This window comes from Gardnerella sp. DNF00550, from assembly GCF_049262685.1.
GTDB lineage: Bacteria > Actinomycetota > Actinomycetes > Actinomycetales > Bifidobacteriaceae > Bifidobacterium > Bifidobacterium leopoldii.
The window spans coordinates 567,403-583,022 of the sequence record NZ_CP058397.1 but is presented as its reverse complement, the minus strand read 5'-3'; the positions used below and the strand labels follow the sequence as shown (position 1 = coordinate 583,022).

General features: G+C 40.5%; 14 protein-coding genes. 8 read left to right on the top strand and 6 right to left on the bottom strand.

What is annotated here, in order from left to right:
- From HXT29_RS02105 to HXT29_RS02095, 3 genes are all read right to left on the bottom strand, one after another.
- Positions 1-942, bottom strand: a complete 942-nt coding sequence (locus tag HXT29_RS02105; RefSeq protein WP_064340180.1) for a DUF58 domain-containing protein — start codon at positions 940-942, stop codon at positions 1-3.
- Complete coding sequence (locus tag HXT29_RS02100; protein ID WP_004119505.1) at positions 939-2,063, bottom strand: AAA family ATPase; 1,125 nt, start codon at positions 2,061-2,063, stop codon at positions 939-941. Before HXT29_RS02100 ends, HXT29_RS02105 begins: the two co-directional genes overlap by 4 nt.
- Before the next feature lie 90 nt (positions 2,064-2,153).
- Positions 2,154-2,870 (bottom strand): uracil-DNA glycosylase, encoded by a 717-nt coding sequence (locus tag HXT29_RS02095; protein ID WP_004106746.1) that lies wholly within the window; start codon positions 2,868-2,870, stop codon positions 2,154-2,156.
- Between the two features lie 129 nt (positions 2,871-2,999).
- Between HXT29_RS02095 and HXT29_RS02090 the strand changes: the two genes are divergently transcribed.
- Positions 3,000-3,674, top strand: coding sequence for a LytR C-terminal domain-containing protein (locus HXT29_RS02090; RefSeq protein ID WP_004106743.1), 675 nt, complete (start codon positions 3,000-3,002; stop codon positions 3,672-3,674).
- Between the two features lie 199 nt (positions 3,675-3,873).
- Positions 3,874-5,499 (top strand): chaperonin GroEL, encoded by a 1,626-nt coding sequence (gene groL, locus HXT29_RS02085; protein ID WP_004119509.1) that lies wholly within the window; start codon positions 3,874-3,876, stop codon positions 5,497-5,499.
- Between the two features lie 102 nt (positions 5,500-5,601).
- Here the strand turns inward: groL and HXT29_RS02080 are convergent, their stop codons facing one another.
- Positions 5,602-5,895, bottom strand: coding sequence for a WXG100 family type VII secretion target (locus HXT29_RS02080; protein WP_004106739.1), 294 nt, complete (start codon positions 5,893-5,895; stop codon positions 5,602-5,604).
- A 53-nt stretch (positions 5,896-5,948) separates the two neighbouring features.
- Here HXT29_RS02080 and HXT29_RS02075 point away from each other — a divergent pair, with 53 nt between their 5' ends.
- From HXT29_RS02075 to HXT29_RS02050, 6 genes are all read left to right on the top strand, one after another.
- The gene (locus HXT29_RS02075) at positions 5,949-6,854 is read left to right on the top strand and encodes a hypothetical protein (RefSeq protein WP_410295858.1); all 906 of its coding nucleotides are present in this window, start codon (positions 5,949-5,951) and stop codon (positions 6,852-6,854) included.
- 79 nt (positions 6,855-6,933) lie between these two features.
- Positions 6,934-7,674, top strand: coding sequence for a response regulator transcription factor (locus HXT29_RS02070; protein WP_004106736.1), 741 nt, complete (start codon positions 6,934-6,936; stop codon positions 7,672-7,674).
- Between the two features lie 2 nt (positions 7,675-7,676).
- On the top strand, positions 7,677-9,626 hold the full coding sequence (locus HXT29_RS02065; RefSeq protein WP_422118428.1) for a sensor histidine kinase: 1,950 nt from the start codon (positions 7,677-7,679) through the stop codon (positions 9,624-9,626).
- 191 nt (positions 9,627-9,817) lie between these two features.
- Complete coding sequence (locus HXT29_RS02060; RefSeq protein WP_004106732.1) at positions 9,818-10,207, top strand: cold-shock protein; 390 nt, start codon at positions 9,818-9,820, stop codon at positions 10,205-10,207.
- 17 nt (positions 10,208-10,224) lie between these two features.
- Positions 10,225-11,643: a DUF3027 domain-containing protein gene (locus HXT29_RS02055; protein ID WP_422118427.1), complete on the top strand. Its 1,419-nt coding sequence runs from the start codon at positions 10,225-10,227 to the stop codon at positions 11,641-11,643.
- Between the two features lie 151 nt (positions 11,644-11,794).
- Complete coding sequence (locus HXT29_RS02050; protein WP_101886036.1) at positions 11,795-14,404, top strand: ATP-dependent Clp protease ATP-binding subunit; 2,610 nt, start codon at positions 11,795-11,797, stop codon at positions 14,402-14,404.
- Between the two features lie 80 nt (positions 14,405-14,484).
- On the opposite strand, the gene HXT29_RS02045 is transcribed toward HXT29_RS02050, so the two are convergent.
- Together HXT29_RS02045 and HXT29_RS02040 are read right to left on the bottom strand one after the other, a co-directional pair.
- Positions 14,485-15,057, bottom strand: coding sequence for a type IIL restriction-modification enzyme MmeI (locus HXT29_RS02045; protein ID WP_422118426.1), 573 nt, complete (start codon positions 15,055-15,057; stop codon positions 14,485-14,487).
- 13 nt (positions 15,058-15,070) lie between these two features.
- Positions 15,071-15,577: a type IIL restriction-modification enzyme MmeI gene (locus tag HXT29_RS02040; protein WP_174163981.1), complete on the bottom strand. Its 507-nt coding sequence runs from the start codon at positions 15,575-15,577 to the stop codon at positions 15,071-15,073.
- Positions 15,578-15,620 lie beyond the last annotated feature (43 nt).

Here is a 15,620-nt window from a genome sequence, read left to right as displayed (position 1 = left end):
CTATTCAACCTCCTTGCTAAATGAGTCAGCAAGATAATTTGTACGGCTCACCTTTTGCGCAGAAATATGGAAAACTTCTTCACTTGAAGAACCATGAATTATTGAAGATTGAACACCAAGCAGCATATCGTATAAAGCGTTTATTCTAATATTTCTACGAGCTTCAACTTCATTTTTATTTGATTCTTTTTTCAAAAACGCCGGTACTTTACGTAAAGTAATTCCATCAAATATTTGCAAATCAATTGCAGAATCAAAAGGATTAATAGGAGAAATAACAATAACGACAAGCTTATGGTTTTGCGTAATTTTGCGCAAAGATTCAGCGTTATGAGCTTGTAATGCATACTCATCAGTTATTAAAACTACCAGACCATTATTGTCAATATTTTTTAGTAGCGAAGTAAGCAACGCATCAATATCTCTGGTATTTTTACGAGTATTAAGCAACGTATAATCTAGATTTCGCTCAAAATCAGAAAAGTTGCTAGCAGCATGAACATTGATAACATTTTTTCCATCTGCACACAACAACGAAACAGCATCATGACGTTTTAAACTCAAAGACGCAAAAAAGCATGCAGAATTAGACGCAACTTCATACAGAGATTCTCCAGAAACACAAGCTCCATTCATATTTATGCTTGTATCTAAAGCAATCCAAGTATGAGAAGACGAAGTACGCTCTCTAGAAGACACCATAGGCTGTCCAGTTCGAGCGCTCGCAGACCAGTTCATCATGCGAGCTTCATCTCCTGGCTGCCATGCGTGTATGTCAATAACATCACCTGTGCCAAAACGCCTGTGCGAAGGATGGTCTCCCTCTAATAAGCCTAAAGCTTTACGCGCAATAGGCAAATCAATTCGCTGATCCAAAAGCTCAATTTTGCGACGCACGGCTTTAGCAGGTTCAGATAATACTAACCGCTTCGTACGCATCATGGCACAGGAACCGTCTTAACTAATGCATCAATTACTTGATCTGTAGTAATAGAATCAGCTAAAGCTTCAAAAGTTAAAAGTATGCGATGCCTTAACACTTCATGCGCAAACAATTTAATATCTTCAGGTATCACATAATCGCGTCCAGAAAGTAAAGCGTGAGCTTGAGCAATACGAATAAGTGCAATTGATGCACGCGGGCTAGCTCCCATACGAACCAATGAATTAATCGTAGGAAGTGGATGCGTACCTTCACCGCGAGAAGTGGCAACAAGATCAACTACATACTTCATAACTGCTTCAGAAACGTGTATATGACGCGCTGCAGTACGCATAAAAACAACATCTTGCAAACTTATGCGTTGAGTATTTAGCTTTGAAGGATCAACGACATCCGATCCTCGTTGAGTAAGTAATTGCAGCATACGAACTTCCTCGTCAGGATTAGGGTAAGTCATAACTGCTTTTACCATAAAACGATCCATCTGGGCTTCTGGAAGATTAAATGTTCCTTCTTCCTCAATTGGATTTTGCGTAGCAATAACCATAAATGGTTGAGGCAGAGGAATTCTTTCGCCTCCAATAGTTGTTGCTCCTTCTGCCATAGCTTCAAGCATTGCAGATTGAGTTTTTGCGTTTGAACGATTAATCTCATCCAACAAAATAACATTTGCATGGATAGGACCAATTTGCGTAGTAAAACGTTGGGAAGCAAAATCAAAAACTTGAGTACCAACTAAATCTGCTGGCATTAAATCCGGAGTACACTGCACACGACGGAAACTACCTGACATAGCTGTTGCAAGAGTTTGAGCAGCAGTAGTTTTTGCGAGACCTGGTACTGATTCAATAAGAATGTGTCCGCCTGCAATAAGAGTAAGGATAAGAGACTCTCGTAAAGCGTCTTGACCGACTAAGGTTTGTGCAAAACGTGCGCGCAAAATATTTGCAATTTGCTGGCAACGACGTATGTCATCACTCGAAATAGTTGCAGTAACTTGCGCACTTGTATTAGAAACAGCAGACGGCTGAGGTACAGCTGATCCAATGCCAAGCTTAGAAGCAATTGAAGTTTTATCGGTTAACGGTTTCTTCTGTGGTTGCGGTGGAAATAATGCCATAAGAGACATTTTAACCGATATGCAGTACTGACATGTTCAAAAATGGCATTTTTATTGTCTTTATAAGATAATTTGCAATATTTAAGACAATTAGATTTCTTGAGAATCTAGGGACCAATTAATTGGCGAAACTCCCATATTAATTAAGGCCTGATTAGCTCTTGAAAATGGATGCGATCCAAAGAATCCTCGCATTGCAGAAAGAGGGCTTGGGTGCGCTGATGTAATAAGAGTTGCATTCGTCAGCAAAGGAGCCAAACTTTGCGCATTACGACCCCATAAAATAGCTACAAGCGGCAATGGATTACCATTGCAATCAGTTCTATTGTTTAATGCTCGAATAGCTGCATCGGTTACAGGCTCCCAACCTTTTCCTTGGTGGCTATTTGCCTTACCAGCCTCAACAGTTAAACATCTGTTAAGAAGCATCACACCCTGCCTGGTCCACGGTGTTAGATCTCCACTCTTTGGAGTTTCTACGCCTAAATCGTTTACTAATTCTTTATAAATGTTTATGAGACTTTTTGGCAGTGGGCGCACTTTTGCAGCTGTGCAAAAACTTAAGCCTACTGGATGGCCCGGCGTTGGATATGGATCCTGGCCAACAATTAAAACTTTAATGCTTTTTAGTGGAATAGAAAAAGCACGCAAAATATTGTGGCTAGCAGGAAGAATATGATGTCCGCTTTCTATCTGCTCTCGCAAAAATACTCCCATTGCGCGTATTTGTGGCTCAACTGGCTTTAATGCTTCAGCCCAATCAGGATCCATTAGCTCGTTTAAAGGTTTAATATTTTGAGGATTCATATTGCTACTGTATGTCAAGGCATACCATAAAAGGAAATTAATCAAATTTTCTAAATTTGTGCTTTGTGCTAAGCATTGGATAATATAGATTCATTGTTGTTTAAATGATCTTTTATAAGGAGTGCAATTATGGCGCGAAATAATCAGAACGTGTCGTATACGCCTGATGCTTTTGATGAGCCACCAGAGGGACCAGTTGGAGTTCATCGTGGAAATCCTGCGTGGTATGCCGTAATACTTCCTTATTTTGTTGCATTAATCATTGCGGCGGTTGTTGGCGTTTTGGTTTGGGCTATTGCTTCTGGTGAAATCTCACATCTTCCGTTGCCTTGGAACCATCAGCAACAATCATCTCAATCAGCATCTCCTACTAAGCCTTCTGAAAACAAAAAGTCTGCTAAAAGCGACGAAGATAAATCTTCTGAAGACGAAGATGATGACGACGATAATAATAAATCTGAAGAAAATAAATCAGATAAGAAAGATGCTGATGACTCTAAAGATAATTCAGCAAATGATTCTAAAGCACAAACTTCACTGGACAAATCAGTTGCTGTGAAAGTTCTTAACGCAACCAAGATAAGCGGTCATGCTGCTGCTGGCGCAGATAAGTTAAAGCAAGCAGGATACGCAAATGTGACAGCTGGAAATCCAACTGGTAAAGTCCCAAGCGAATCTGTTGTTTGGTATAAAGACGATTCCCAAAAAGCTGCAGCTGAAGATATTGCAAAGACTTTAGGTATTAGCGCTGTCGAAAACGAAAAAGAAATCGTTTCTCCGATTGTAGTTGTGCTTTGCAAGTAATATTTTTCGCATAAAAATAACCGGTTAGAATTATTTCTAACCGGTTTTTGTGTATAAACGCCAAAAAAGTTGGCACTCGGGTACATAGAGTGCTAATCTTCAAATTAGCACTCAAGCCTTGAGAGTGATAATAAGCAGCTGACGGCTTATTACTCAAGATTGCAGTGAAAAGTCCATAAATAACGTATGTGGAGGAATAATGGCAAAGATTATTGCCTATGAAGAGGACGCCCGTCAGGGTATGCTCGCAGGTCTTGATAAGCTTGCAGACACTGTTAAGGTTACACTTGGTCCAAAGGGTCGAAACGTTGTGCTTGACAAAGCCTACGGCGCTCCAACCATTACTAACGATGGTGTTTCTATTGCTAAGGAAATTGATCTTGAAGATCCATACGAGCGTATTGGCGCCGAACTTGTTAAAGAAGTAGCTAAGAAGACTGATGACGTTGCAGGCGACGGAACCACAACTGCTACTGTTTTGGCACAGTCTTTGGTGCATGAAGGTTTGAAGAACGTTGTTGCAGGAAGCAACCCAATTGCTCTTCGTCGCGGCATTGAAAAGGCTGCTGAAGCAATCGTTAAGGAATTGCTTGCTTCTGCAAAGGATGTTGAGACCAAGGAACAGATTGCTGCTACTGCTACGATTTCTGCAGCTGATCCTGAAGTTGGCGAAAAGATCGCTGAAGCTTTGGATAAAGTCGGTCAGGATGGTGTTGTCACAGTTGAAGACAACAACAAGTTTGGTCTTGACTTGGACTTCACTGAAGGTATGCGCTTTGATAAGGGTTATATTTCCCCTTACTTCGTCACTAACGCTGACGATCAAACTGCTGTTCTTGAAGATCCATACATTTTGCTCACTTCTGGCAAGGTTTCAAGCCAGCAGGATATCGTCCACATTGCTGAGCTTGTTATGAAGTCTGGTAAGCCATTGCTTATTATTGCTGAAGATGTTGATGGTGAAGCATTGCCAACGCTTGTTTTGAACAAGATTCGTGGAACTTTCAATACTGTTGCTGTTAAAGCTCCAGGATTCGGCGATCGTCGTAAGGCTATGCTCCAGGATATGGCTATTTTGACCGGTGCACAGGTTGTGTCCGACGATCTTGGTTTGAAGCTTGATTCAATCGATGCTTCTGTTTTCGGTCATGCAGCTAAGGTGATTGTTTCTAAGGATGAAACAACTATCGTTTCCGGTGCTGGCTCAAAGGAAGATGTTGATGCTCGCGTAGCTCAGATTCGCGCCGAAATTGAGAACACTGATTCTGATTACGATCGCGAAAAGTTGCAAGAGCGTCTTGCTAAGCTCGCTGGTGGCGTTGCTGTTATTAAGGTTGGCGCTGCTACTGAAGTCGAAGCTAAGGAACGCAAGCATCGCATTGAAGATGCAGTTCGTAATGCTAAGGCTGCCATTGAGGAAGGTTTGCTTCCAGGCGGTGGCGTAGCTTTGGTTCAGGCTGCTGCGAAGATTGAAAAGACACCAGCTATCACAGAGCTTAAGGGTGAAGAAGCTACAGGTGCTGCGATTGTGTTCCGTGCTGTAGAAGCTCCAATTAAGCAGATCGCTCAAAACTCTGGTGTTTCTGGAGACGTCGTTCTCAACAAGGTACGCGAACTTCCAGAAGGCGAAGGCTTCAATGCTGCAACTAACACTTACGAAGATTTGATGGCTGCCGGCGTTACTGACCCAGTTAAGGTAACTCGTTCTGCTCTACAGAATGCAGCTTCTATTGCTGGTTTGTTCTTAACTACTGAAGCTGTTGTTGCCAACAAGCCTGAGAAGGCAGCTGCTGCACCACAAGCTGGTGCCGACATGGGCTACTAAATAAAAAATAAAAGTGACTCAAAAGTCTAAAACTCAATAGTTTAAGTAAATGGCGGCATGCTCAATGTAAGCGTGTCGCCATTTACTTTTTCATCACATTAATCAGCTCATCCCAAATAACGAAGTAGCTTGCGTTTCAGCATCAAGATACACTCCTGATGCATGTTGCATAGCTTGCTGAATTGCTTCTAGCGATTGTTCCATTTGTTGTTGCGCTGCTCGCCATTGCTGAGCGGTCGACGCAAATCGTGTAGCCGCCGATCCAGTCCACACGCTTTGTAATTGCTGTAAATTGGCATACATCCCGTTGACTGCATCTCTAATTGCACTAACCGAGGTTCCAACGGCTGCCGCAGCCTGCTGAATTTGCTCTGAATCAACTCGAAATTGTGCCATATTTCCCCTCCATTTGTTTTGCGTCTAAATAAACGCTTCTTTATAAATTATTTTTGCGAAACATTTCACATAAATTAAGCAAAGATTTTTATAATGGTACTTTTACTTGTGTGATGTCACGCTATTATGAATATATGCCATCAAAAAAGTACGAAAAAGATTTATGCGCCAATGTGGTTAAAAGCTTAGCTTGCACGCGCGTTGCAAATTTTAACTACCAGCATCTTCACTCAAAACTATTTTTAGCTAAACGCGTATTGCTTTTATTAATGGCATTTTTATTTAGTTTTTCTTTTATTCTTCCAACTCTTCCAATAAATTCGCTCATATTTTCACCTTTAAATGGAGTAAATACAATTAATGCATATGCTGAAAGTAATGAGCAAAATTCTGGAATAGTTGCAACAGACTCAATAACAGACACAGAAAATTTGCTTGGGGATTCTGTCAGTAAAGTTGCTGACATGATTGAGACAACAAAAAAGCGTACAGGAGTAAATGTTAGGCTCTTATATTTGTCTACTTTTGGAAATACAAAAAATCCATCAAAATGGGCTAGTGATTTGTTGATTAGTACGCTTCCAGCTAAAAATACTGTGCTGCTTGCACTAGCAACTCATGATGGAAGATTAGTTGTAGCTGTTTCACCTAATTCCGATGAATGGCTCAAAAATAAAAATACTGTAGACTCGTTATCCGATGCAGCTTATAAGCCATTAGTAAGCACAACTGGAACGCATTGGGATCAATCTGCAATAATGATGATGAAACAAATAATGCGTGCAAAACGTACGTCAACAACTTCTTCTGCAAGTCTTATTTCTACAATTATTATGCTATTAATATTGTTGGCATTATTCTCAATAGTCGCGATTATTCTGTTTAGAAAGAATCGCATACAACGTCAAATACTTGCTGGTGTTAGAAAAGCTCGTAGAAGGCACGCTCGTCACAGGTAGACAAAAAATATTCGATAACTTGTTTTATTTTCAGCAATTATTCAGGAAACATTCAGCTTGATAAGTGATGCTAATCAATATGAGTAAGAACGTTGAAGCATCTATTGTCGTGGTCGATGACGAGCCATCAATCCGTGAACTTTTGGTAGCATCTTTGCATTTTGCTGGGTTTGAAGTAGAAACTGCCGCATCCGGCTCAGAAGCTGTTGAAGTAATTGAACGAGTAAATCCGAATCTTATCGTTATGGATGTTATGCTCCCAGATATTGATGGTTTTACTGTTACGAGGCGTATTCGTCAAAATGGAATTAAAGTTCCCGTATTGTTCCTAACTGCAAGAGACGATACACAAGATAAAATTATGGGTCTAACTGTTGGTGGAGATGACTACGTTACAAAGCCATTCAGCTTGGAAGAAGTAGTGGCAAGAATACGAGCAATTCTTCGCAGAACACAAGAACCTGATGAAGAAACTCATATTATAAAAGTTGCAGATCTTGAGATTAATGAAGATTCTCATGATGTAACTCGATGCGGTATGCCAATCGAACTTAGCCCAACTGAATACAAACTACTTCATTATCTTATGGACAATGAAGGTCGAGTTCTGTCAAAAAGCCAGATTTTGAATCATGTATGGCAGTACGATTGGGGCGGAGACGCAGCGATAGTTGAATCTTATATTTCTTATTTAAGAAAGAAGATTGATGGCATTGAAATTACTGACGATTCAGGAAAGCCGCAAAAAGTAGTTCCTCTTATTGAAACTAAACGTGGCATCGGTTATATGATTCGAGAACCTAAGGCAGGTCAAGCCTGATCATGCAATCTAGTAATAATAACTACGATAATGCTGAATCAACTATTAGCAACAGTACGAATAATAACTCTAAAGATGATTCAGATGATAGCACTGCTGGAAAAAGTGTTGCGATAGTGCTAAGCGAAAATGACAAAAAAGATAAAAAACCTCGTAAAACCTGTTGGCTACGTCGTCGCATAAATACAATACCACTGAGTACGCGCTTAGTTGCATGTACTCTCGCTATTTTAACTGTAGCTGCTTTTTGCATATCACTATCGATCCAGCAGCTCGTAGGAAATTATTTGCTAGAAAAAACTGATGCACAATTAGCCGGTCAAGCGCAATTTGTTTATGACAATGTTGATTCATTGCGCATGAAAAACTCAAATCAATCTTCAGTAGGTCCGAATAATTACTTTATGCAAGTTAGGGATACGCATAATAAGATTATTTCTACTCCATTAATACCAAAAATTAAAGGATCGATTGTTTCGGTTCCTAAACTTCCTGCAGACGGTTTTGATAGTAAAAAAATTGTTACTCACAAACCTTACACAGCACCTGCAATCGTCAGGGGAAATACCAATAAAGTCGATGCAATCACTAAAAAAGCTGCAAAATCACCATGGAGAGTTTTAGTATTAACGTGGGGTCAAAAGAATAACTATAACTCAGAGTTAAGCGTTAGCGGTTACGTCTATATTGCTTTATCTCTTAGCGATCAAATTGACACCGTTAGCACACTTACTCGTTACTGCATAATGGTAAGTATTGCAGTTATTTTGTTTGGAGCAGTATTTGCAGCAATTATTATTCAATCAGCTTTAAGACCGTTAAAACGAATTGAAAAAACAGCTTCAAAAATTGCTTCTGGAGATTTAAGCAAACGAGTTCCATCTGCTCCTGAAAATACTGAGGTTGGATCTTTAGCAGCTTCTCTTAACTCTATGCTCGCTCGTATTGAAAGAGGATTTAATGAGCAAGAAGATATGACAGAAAAAATGAAGCGATTCGTTTCAGATGCAAGTCATGAATTACGTACTCCATTGGCTGCAATTCATGGATACGCTGAATTGTATACAATGTGGCGCAACATGCCAGGAGAGCAGGAGAGAGCAGATGACTCTATTGCTCACATTAAAGCTTCTAGCGAAAGAATGACTGAGCTAGTAGAAGATTTACTTTCTTTGGCGCGTTTTGATGAAGGTCGTGGAATTAATATTTCACAGCAAGTTAGCTTGTCTCCAATACTTTCTGACGCAGCTAATGATTTACATGCTCTTGATCCTGCTAGATCCGTTCAGCAAGGCTATTTGACTATTTCGGATGAGTGGAAGCTTATGAATTGCACAAATTGCAATTTTGAGCGTAAGCTCCAATTCCATGCTGGAAAACTTCCAAGTGTTATGTTACTTGGCGATGGCGCTAGATTACGCCAAGTAATGACAAATATCGTAGGAAATATTCATAGATACACCCCTGTTGATTCTCCTGTAGAAATTGCAGTAGGAGTTATGAAGGCATCTATAACTCCAAATGAATTATCTAAATTACCTTCTGTAAAAGAATCACTGAAGGAGTTTTTGGAAGCAGCGGAAGTTAGCCAATCTACTGATACTGGTCATAAGTATGCTGTAATTCGAGTTGTTGACCATGGTCCTGGAGTTCCAGAAGAATCTTTATCTAGAATTTTCGAGCGTTTCTATATTGCTGACCCATCAAGAGCTAGAGAAAAAGGTGGAACTGGCTTGGGTATGGCAATTGCGCAATCTGTAGTAAAAGCACATCATGGTTTTATTTGCGCAACTATATCTTCTCCATCAGAAGCATCGACCGATTCTAAAACTAATCTTGATGACACTATGGATGGGTCTGAGCCGATAGATGTTAAACCTCATGGCTTAACTCTTACTGTAGTGCTGCCAGTTAATGAAATTGAAGATCCTTCTAAACTTGTTAGCGATTAAAATATTGGCATGAGTAACACTTGCGTAGGTTAAAAAAATTTTATTGCCCGCGTGTATGCGCTACAATGTAATAAGGAAACAAGTAATAATAATATTTGGTACACTATCTATAGACCTATCGCATATGCTGATGCTTGATGCCTTGTGCACTTCAGCGTGCGAAATGAGAATTATTTGGAGTGAGGTGTGTTATGCCCAATGGGCGCGTGCGTTGGTACGATACGCAGAAGGGGTACGGCTTTATTGTTGGAGATGATGGTAAGGATGTTTTCCTGCCAGCAGCAGCATTGCCAGTTACTGTAAAAACTTTACACAAGGGTACACGAGTTGAGTTTTCTGTAATTGAAGGTCGCAAAGGACCACAGGCGATGGGTTTGAATGTTATTGCAACAGCACCGTCGCTTGTCAAGGCTACTCGTCCTAAAGCCGAAGATATGGCGGCTATTGTAGAAGATCTTATTAAACTTCTTGATTCTGCTGGTAATGGTTTGCGTCGACGTCATTATCCATCAACTGCTGAAAGCAAAAAACTTGCTACATTGTTGCGTGCAGTGGCAGATAATTTTGACGTTCAGGAATAGTGTCTGGAATATTATTTATGACTGATGAAGTGATGGATCCACAAGAACTAGCTAGAAGTATAGCTGTGGAAACTTCAGAACGTACTGGTGCAGTAGGTGATTTTGTATCTTCTACAGAGCTTGGTGACGGAGTTACAGACTTTCGTTTCGTAAGCAATTTAGTTGGATATGAAGGCTGGCAGTGGTCAGTTACGTTGTATCATGATGAGGAAACTCAACGTTGGACTGTGAATGAATCAACGCTTGTTCCTACTGAAGATTCTTTGCTTCCACCACCATGGATTCCATGGAAAGACCGATTGAAACCAAGTGATCTTTCTGTAATGGATTCTATTGGCACATCTGAAGACGATTCTCGACTAGAAGATGGCTTCCGTCAAGTAAATAATATTGATGATAGTAATTCTGAAAAGAATATAGAATCAGCAAATTCAGATGATAATTCTGAGTCTAAAACTGAAGATGACGCTAAAGCTAATACTGAGGCTGAAGATAATACTGAAGCTAATACTAGCGAAGAAGATGCAGACACAAACGCAAACGCAAAAAAAGATATTAATCAAAATCAAGAATCTTGCGATGCAAATAATGATTTTGACGAAGATCTTGAAGAAGCTGTTTCAACGCTAAGACTGTCTCGCAGACGAGTAATGACTGCGGAAGCAATTTCGCAAACAGCTAAACGCTGGTACGCAGGTCAACATGGTCCAAAGTCGTTATCTACAAAAATTGCCGATGGCAAAGCATGTTCATCATGCGGATTCCTTATTCCTCTAGCTGGAAGTTTAGGCTCTATGTTTGGTGTATGCGCAAACATGTGGAGCCCAGACGATGGGCGAGTTGTCTCGCTTGATCATGCTTGTGGTGAGCATTCTGACATTGAACCACCTGAGCCATCGCAGCTTTGGATTCAATCTGAGCCTGCATACGACGATTATCATATTGACATTTTGCAACAAGCTCCACGAGATGAGCGAGCAGACGTTGAGCTTATTGAGGAAGCAATTGAAGACAGTAAGATGCATCGTCGTAAGCGCAGAAAATTAGATTCAAAATTGCGCAACAAAAAAGAAGCCTCAACAGATAAAGATGAACAAAATAATTTATCTGAATCTGATTTAATTGACAATTCAACTATTGACGAAAAATTATATGAAAATAATGATGACAAAAATCGCGAAATTAAAGTTGAAAATCAAACTGAAAAAATTGAAGAGACTGTAGCTAATGAATCTGAAAAATCTGAAAAATCCCAAAACGATGCAGATTATCCTGATTCTTCAGAAGTAAACTTGCTAGACGAAAATTCTGTTACAGAAGAAATACCGTTAACAGAAAAAGTTGAAGAGCCACAAGAATCTGAAGACACTTCAAAAACTGCAGTATCCGCATCAATGCGATTATATAAAAGAAAATCTCGCAGACAACATAAGTAATTATGCAAGAAACGAAAATATGAATATTTAGGTTCATCATGCATGACTATTGTGATGCTATGGAATACTGTACGAATGAGTAAATATATACGACGCTTCGCGTCATGGCGACTCGTTACCATGGAATGAAAGAAAAGAACGGAAGGCAGTTATGTTTGAACGGTTCACTGATCGCGCACGACGCGTGATTGTGCTAGCTCAGGAAGAGGCTCGCTCACTTCAGCACAATTATATTGGTACTGAGCATATTTTGCTCGGGCTTATTCGCGAAGGTGAGGGCATTGCCGCGAAAGCGTTAAGCTCAAAAGGCGTAGACCTAGAAGGCACTCGCAAACAGGTTGAAGAAATGATCGGCAAAGGCACTGTTTCGCCTGCTGGTCATATTCCTTTTACGCCTCACGCTAAGCAAGTGCTTGAACTGAGTTTGCGCGAAGCTCTTCAGCTTGGTCACAGTTATATTGGTACTGAGCATATTTTGCTCGGTCTTATTCGCGAAGGCGAAGGAGTTGGCACGCAAGTACTTATAAAGATGGAAGTTGATCTTGGAGACTTGCGAAGCACTACTGTTGATTTAATTCGTGGAGATAATGCTCCTAACGGTAGCGAGAAGGGCGAGTTAGCTAATGCTGGAAGTGTACAAGATAAGCGAAATCAATCCGGCTCTGCTCTTCTTGATCAATTTGGACGCAATTTAACATTTGAAGCTCAAGAAGGAAAGCTTGATCCTGTTATAGGTCGTTCTGAAGAAATTGAACGCGTTATGGTTGTACTTAGCCGACGCACGAAGAATAATCCTGTGCTTATTGGCGAGCCTGGAGTTGGTAAAACTGCAGTTGTAGAAGGTCTCGCACAGAAAATCGTTGAAGGCGATGTACCTGAAACGTTAAAAAATAAGCAAGTTTATTCGCTAGACTTAGGTTCAATGATTGCAGGATCTCGCTATCGTGGCGATTTCGAAGAGCGCTTGAAGAAAGTGCTTAAAGAAATTAAAACACGCGGCGATATTGTGCTTTTTATTGATGAAATTCACACTATTGTTGGAGCAGGTTCTGCTGATGGAGCTCTTGGCGCATCCGATATGCTTAAACCAATGCTTGCGCGTGGAGAGCTACAAACAATTGGTGCTACTACTACTGACGAGTATCGCAAGTATATTGAAAAAGATGCTGCTTTGGAGCGTCGTTTCCAGCCGATTCAAGTTCCAGAACCTACAATTGCTGAAACTATTGAGATTCTTAAGGGATTGCGTTCTCGCTACGAAAATCACCATCATGTAACTATTACCGATGGAGCTTTACAGTCTTCTGCTGAGCTTTCTGATCGTTACATTCAAGATCGTCACCTTCCAGATAAGGCTATTGATCTTATTGATGAAGCTGGTGCGCGCTTGCGTATTAAGCGATTGACTCAGCCACCTGAGCTCAAAGAATTAAACCATAAGATTGCTAAGATTTCCGAAAAGAAAGATGAAGCAATCAAGCAGCAAGATTTTGAAGAAGCTGCAAATCTTCGCGACGATCAAGAAAAGCTTGAGAATGAAGCTGCAGAGAAGGAAAAGGCTTGGCGCGAAGGCGAGTCTAACGTCAAGATGGTTGTTGACGAAGACATGATCGCTTCCGTTGTTTCAAGCACTACAGGCATTCCTGTAGTAAAGCTTACTCAAGCGGAATCGCAGAAGCTTCTTCAAATGGAATCTGAACTTCACAAGCGTATTGTTGGTCAAGATGAAGCTGTGTCTGCTTTAGCTCGCTCGATTCGTCGTGCTCGAGTTGGTTTGAAGGATCCTAAACGTCCTTCTGGCTCGTTTATTTTTGCTGGTCCTACTGGAGTTGGTAAAACTGAGCTTGCCAAGGCACTCGCAAACTTCTTGTTTGATGACGATAATGCCTTAATTAGAGTTGACATGTCAGAGTTTGCAGAAAAGTACGCTGCGTCTAGGCTTTTCGGTGCTCCTCCTGGATATGTTGGATATGAAGAAGGTGGCGAGCTTACTGAAAAAGTTCGCAGAAAGCCATTCTCCGTGGTGCTTTTCGACGAGATTGAAAAAGCTCATCCAGATATTTTCAACACGCTTTTGCAAGTACTCGATGACGGTCACTTAACAGATGGTCAGGGTAGAAAAGTGGACTTTAAGAATACGATCATTATTCTTACCACAAATCTTGGTACTCGCGATATTGCGAAGGCTGCAAACACTGGCTTTACACTTGGAAATAACGCTGATTCCACGTATCAGCGCATGAAAGATCAGGTTAATTCTGAGCTTAAGCGTCATTTCCGTCCAGAGTTCTTAAACCGTTTGGACGACACTATTGTGTTCCGTCAGCTTACAGAGCCAGAAGTTCGTAAAATTGTTGACATGGACGTGAAGTTGCTTAACGACAGGCTGTTTGACCGTCACATGTCTCTAGAAATTACGGATGCCGCTAAGAATTTGCTTGCACAGAAAGGCTTCGATCCTTTGCTTGGTGCGCGCCCGTTGCGTCGCGTAATTCAGAGAGATATTGAGGATACTATTTCTGAAAAGATTTTGCTTGGTGAACTTTCTGACGGCGAACACATTAAGGTGGATGCTGAAGGCGAAGGATTGCTGGGGGAGTTCACAATTAAAGGCGAAAAGTTTGAGACAATAGACACAACTGCTGCTGTTGCTACTGAAGAGAACAAATCTGAAGAAAATAAATCTGAAGATAGCGAAAAAGAAGATAGCGCAGCTAAAGAAGATATTACTGCTAAAGAAGATAGCAATAAGAATAAGTAAAGTTACACAATAACTAACTGAATACACTAAAAGCCCGGCGCATAAATCTCGTCGGGCTTTTCTACTTATTTAACTTAAATTCATTCTTGAGTCATGCGAATATAGGATTTGAAGAGAATTTCCAAACGCTCGTCATTATTGGAGCAAGGCTTTGTGGCACCAAAAGCAACGTCTACTATTTTATCTAGCTCATCATGAGCTTTGCGCAAATCTTGAGGCATGTATGTTGGGTCATATAAGTCTGCTAGTGATTGGCCTGGGTGATTCGCGCGCACTTTAAGTACGGCTTTGCCTGCTTCAATAACTTTTGCTCGCATATCACTTGTAAGCTCTGGAAGCGGAAGATTATTCCAAACGACTGTGTTGGAGAAGCGATTATCACTTTTTAATCTTCCACCAATTGCATCTTGCCAAGCCATAAACATAGAAGATTCTATAATTGCAAAATTAAATCCATCTGGGTCTATGCATGTATAAACTTTGTCCCCTGCAATAATATTTGGTTCATATATATCACAAGTAGTATATTCACGACGATTAGTACATACACGTGGAATAGCTAAATAAATTTTATCTGGTTGATTATTTTTTCCAAATATCCACGCAGTTTCAGCTTTATCTCGCGTTCCTTCAGCAGTGCTTTTTTCTCGCATTCTACGAACTTTCTCAACGCGTTGAGAAATAAATTTTTGATTCACGCATTTCAGAAGGCTCAGCATCCACTAGCCATAAACACCAGCGATTTTTATCGTTAATAAGCTCCTTTGCTCCAATAAATTTGCATACATATTTAGGAGCAATAGTGTCTTTCATTGCTTCATCATATTCTTCACGCGTATTAAGAATAAGATTCCCACCATCTGTTGGCTGTGATCCTTTATCAACTCTGTTAAGAGTACCTTCTTTTTGACTACGTTTTTCAACAAAAATGTCATACCCCCCCCCCACGAGATATGGATTTATGTGAGAAACTATAGTTTTGGTAGGTTCACCATTAATTTTTTCGTAACTATATAAAACTGGTTGCAGAATCTTGTCACTTTGCGTATCCATGCCAATAATTACAACATGCACATTCGCATTATCAGTAGATTGAGCATTCCAAGCAAACGTCTTATGTGCAAAACGAATGCGCCAACCTTCAGAAAACAGCGGTTTGAATAATGCTGGCACAGGCTGACCTTGAGTGATACTACTAGCCAGTATGTTAACCAGA

Excerpts from the sequence above, each read along its gene's own strand:
- HXT29_RS02105 (WP_064340180.1), bottom strand. The coding sequence starts at position 942 with ATGATGCGTACGAAGCGGTTAGTATTATCTGAACCTGCTAAAGCCGTG.
- HXT29_RS02100 (WP_004119505.1), bottom strand. The coding sequence starts at position 2,063 with ATGGCATTATTTCCACCGCAACCACAGAAGAAACCGTTAACCGATAAA.
- HXT29_RS02095 (WP_004106746.1), bottom strand. The coding sequence starts at position 2,870 with ATGAATCCTCAAAATATTAAACCTTTAAACGAGCTAATGGATCCTGAT.
- HXT29_RS02090 (WP_004106743.1), top strand. The coding sequence starts at position 3,000 with ATGGCGCGAAATAATCAGAACGTGTCGTATACGCCTGATGCTTTTGAT.
- groL (WP_004119509.1), top strand. The coding sequence starts at position 3,874 with ATGGCAAAGATTATTGCCTATGAAGAGGACGCCCGTCAGGGTATGCTC.
- HXT29_RS02080 (WP_004106739.1), bottom strand. The coding sequence starts at position 5,895 with ATGGCACAATTTCGAGTTGATTCAGAGCAAATTCAGCAGGCTGCGGCA.
- HXT29_RS02070 (WP_004106736.1), top strand. The coding sequence starts at position 6,934 with ATGAGTAAGAACGTTGAAGCATCTATTGTCGTGGTCGATGACGAGCCA.
- HXT29_RS02065 (WP_422118428.1), top strand. The coding sequence starts at position 7,677 with ATGCAATCTAGTAATAATAACTACGATAATGCTGAATCAACTATTAGC.
- HXT29_RS02060 (WP_004106732.1), top strand. The coding sequence starts at position 9,818 with ATGCCCAATGGGCGCGTGCGTTGGTACGATACGCAGAAGGGGTACGGC.
- HXT29_RS02055 (WP_422118427.1), top strand. The coding sequence starts at position 10,225 with ATGACTGATGAAGTGATGGATCCACAAGAACTAGCTAGAAGTATAGCT.
- HXT29_RS02050 (WP_101886036.1), top strand. The coding sequence starts at position 11,795 with ATGTTTGAACGGTTCACTGATCGCGCACGACGCGTGATTGTGCTAGCT.
- HXT29_RS02045 (WP_422118426.1), bottom strand. The coding sequence starts at position 15,057 with ATGCGAGAAAAAAGCACTGCTGAAGGAACGCGAGATAAAGCTGAAACT.